Here is a 2,511-nt window from a genome sequence, read left to right as displayed (position 1 = left end):
GGCCCAGAGGAGCAGGCGGCACTGACCGGCTCCGCCACGGAACCGGTCCAGGGCGGCGTCCTCGAGTACGGACACCTCCAGGAGCCCAACTGCATCTTCGGCGGCTGGATCCAGGAGAACTTCACCGCCCGCCAGGTGCTGGACAACCTGGTCTCGGCCACGGAGGTCGGTTCCGTGGTGCCGTGGATCGCCACGGACTGGGAGGTCTCCGAGGACCAGTTGGTCTGGACGCTGACGCTGCGGGATGACGTCCACTTCACGGATGGCACGCGGCTGGACGCGGAGGCCGTGGCCTACAACTTCGACTACTGGATGGACGGAGGCAACGGCACGGCGGCCGCCCACCTGGGTGGGTTCTACGACCACTCGGAGGTGGTGGACGCGGACACGGTCCAGATCCACCTCTCCGCCCCGTTCGCCCCGTTCCTGTCCACCCTCTCGCAGTCGTACTTCGGCCTGCAGTCGCCGACGGCGCTGCAGAACCGGACCGCGGAGGAGAACTGCACCGAGCCGATCGGCTCCGGTCCTTTCACGGTCAAGGACTGGAAGCGGGGCGAGTACATCGAGTTCGAGCGCAATGAGGACTACGACTGGGCGCCGGAGAACGCGCGGCATCAGGGCCCGGCCCACCTGAAGGGCATCCGCTGGAACATCGTCCCGGACGGCACCTCGCGCTACGGCTCACTGCTGGCCGGAGAGATGGACGCGATCGGTGAGATCCCCGCCGTCAACATCGCCGAGGCACGCCAGCGGTATGACTTCACGCAGTACATCACCCCCGGCCGGCCCGTGGTCATCAACCTGAACACCGAACGGGGCATCTTCACCGACCGGGCGGTCCGCCAGGCCCTGAGCCACGCCACGGACCGCGAGGCGAACATCGAGTCGGCCTTCCTGGGCACCGTCCCGTTCGAACCCAGCGGGTACCTCTCCCAATCCACGCCCGGCTATGACGCGGACGCGGCCCAGCAGTACCCCTTCGACCTGGAGAAGGCCAACGAGCTGCTGGACGGGGCCGGGTGGACCGGTCGCGCGGAGGACGGAACCCGGCTCAAGGACGGCAAGCGGCTGCAGGTGAAGATCGTCTACGGCCTGAACACCATCGTCACGCCGGACGGCAACACCGCCATCCAGAACTTCCAGGAACAGGCCCGTGCCGCCGGTTTCGACATCGAGCTGCGTCCACTCACCCCTTCCGAGAACTTCTCCGGCGCGTATTCCACCCCGGACAGCTATGACGGCAGCGTCGGGTACTGGACCAGCCCGCACGCCGGGATCCTCAACATCAACTACCGCCCCTCCACCGAGGAGGAGCCCAACGGGGCCAACACCACGTTCCTGGACCACCCACAGGTGTTCGCCACCATCCAGGAGGCCCTCCAGGCGCCCACGGCCGAGGAGGTCACCGCGACGTTCTCCGAGGCCCAGTATCAGCTCAGCGAGTTGGCCCCCGCGATCGGCCTGTATACGCAGACCAACACCCTGGCGGTCTCGGACCAGGTCAGCGACCTCTGGCTCGAGCCCGCCCAGGGTGGGCCGATCTTCCACGACGCCCACTTCACCTCGGACGAGGCCCGGGACTCCTCCCGGGGCTTCTCCGCAGAGAACACAGAGAACGAAGGCTGAGCCATGTCCGTCACCACCGGCACCCTCACCACCGCTCCCGCGGAGCCGTCGGCCCCCGAGCCAGACCCCCAGCCCGGCCCCCTCCGTCGGGGGCGCCCCCTCGCCTCGACCGCCGCGCTCATCGGCCAGAAGGTCCTCGGCGCGCTGTTCGTCATCTGGGCCGCGGCCTCGATCACCTTCCTCATCCAGTCCCTGCTGCCCGGCGACCGCGCCACGCTGTTGTTGAACCAGCAGACCGGGCAGGTGCAGGAGCGCTCCGCCGAAGAACTGGCGCCGATCAACGAGCAGTTCGGCTTCGATGAACCGCTGCTCGTCCAGTACGTCACCTTCCTGGGCGGTCTGCTGCGCGGGGACCTGGGCACGTCTTACACCCTGTACCAGCCGGTCACCACCGTGATCGGGGATCAGATCGTCCCCACCCTGGTCCTGACGTTCACCGCCCTCGCCGTGGCCTGGGCCCTGGCGATCGTGCTCCTGCTGCTCACGGCTCGCCGTGCTCCCTGGGTGTCCCGGATCTTCTCCGGCCTTGAATCCGTGGCGGCCGCCCTGCCCCAGTACTGGCTGGGCATCATCCTGCTCGTCGTGTTCTCCCTGTGGCTGGGGCTCTTCCCCGTGGTCTCGGGCAGCGGCACGGCCGGCCTGGTGCTGCCGGCGCTGACCCTCGGCATCCCGTTGGCCGGCTTCCTCGCCCAGGTGATGCGTGCGGAGTTCGAGCGGACCCTGGATGAACCGTTCGTCCTCACCGCACGGGCCCGCGGCATGTCCGACGGCGGTGTGCGGCTGCGCCACGTGCTGCGCCACTCGCTGTTGCCCGGCCTCAGCCTGACCGGGTGGGCGGTGGGGGCCCAGTTCTCCGCCGCCGTGATCGCCGAGAACGTCTTCGCC

Annotated in this window: 2 protein-coding genes; both read left to right on the top strand. The window is 68.7% G+C overall.

From position 1 onward, the window contains the following. The coding region (locus RUH65_RS15665; protein WP_313818579.1) for an ABC transporter substrate-binding protein at window positions 1-1,626 on the top strand (1,626 nt) is incomplete at its 5' end. A 3-nt stretch (window positions 1,627-1,629) separates the two neighbouring features. After that, window positions 1,630-2,511 (top strand): ABC transporter permease (locus RUH65_RS15660; protein ID WP_313818578.1); only part of this gene is annotated, 882 nt, incomplete at its 3' end.

The organism is Citricoccus sp. (assembly GCF_032154715.1).
GTDB lineage: Bacteria > Actinomycetota > Actinomycetes > Actinomycetales > Micrococcaceae > Citricoccus.
The sequence above is the reverse complement of the archived record's forward strand: the minus strand, read 5'-3'. Positions and strand labels throughout refer to the sequence as shown.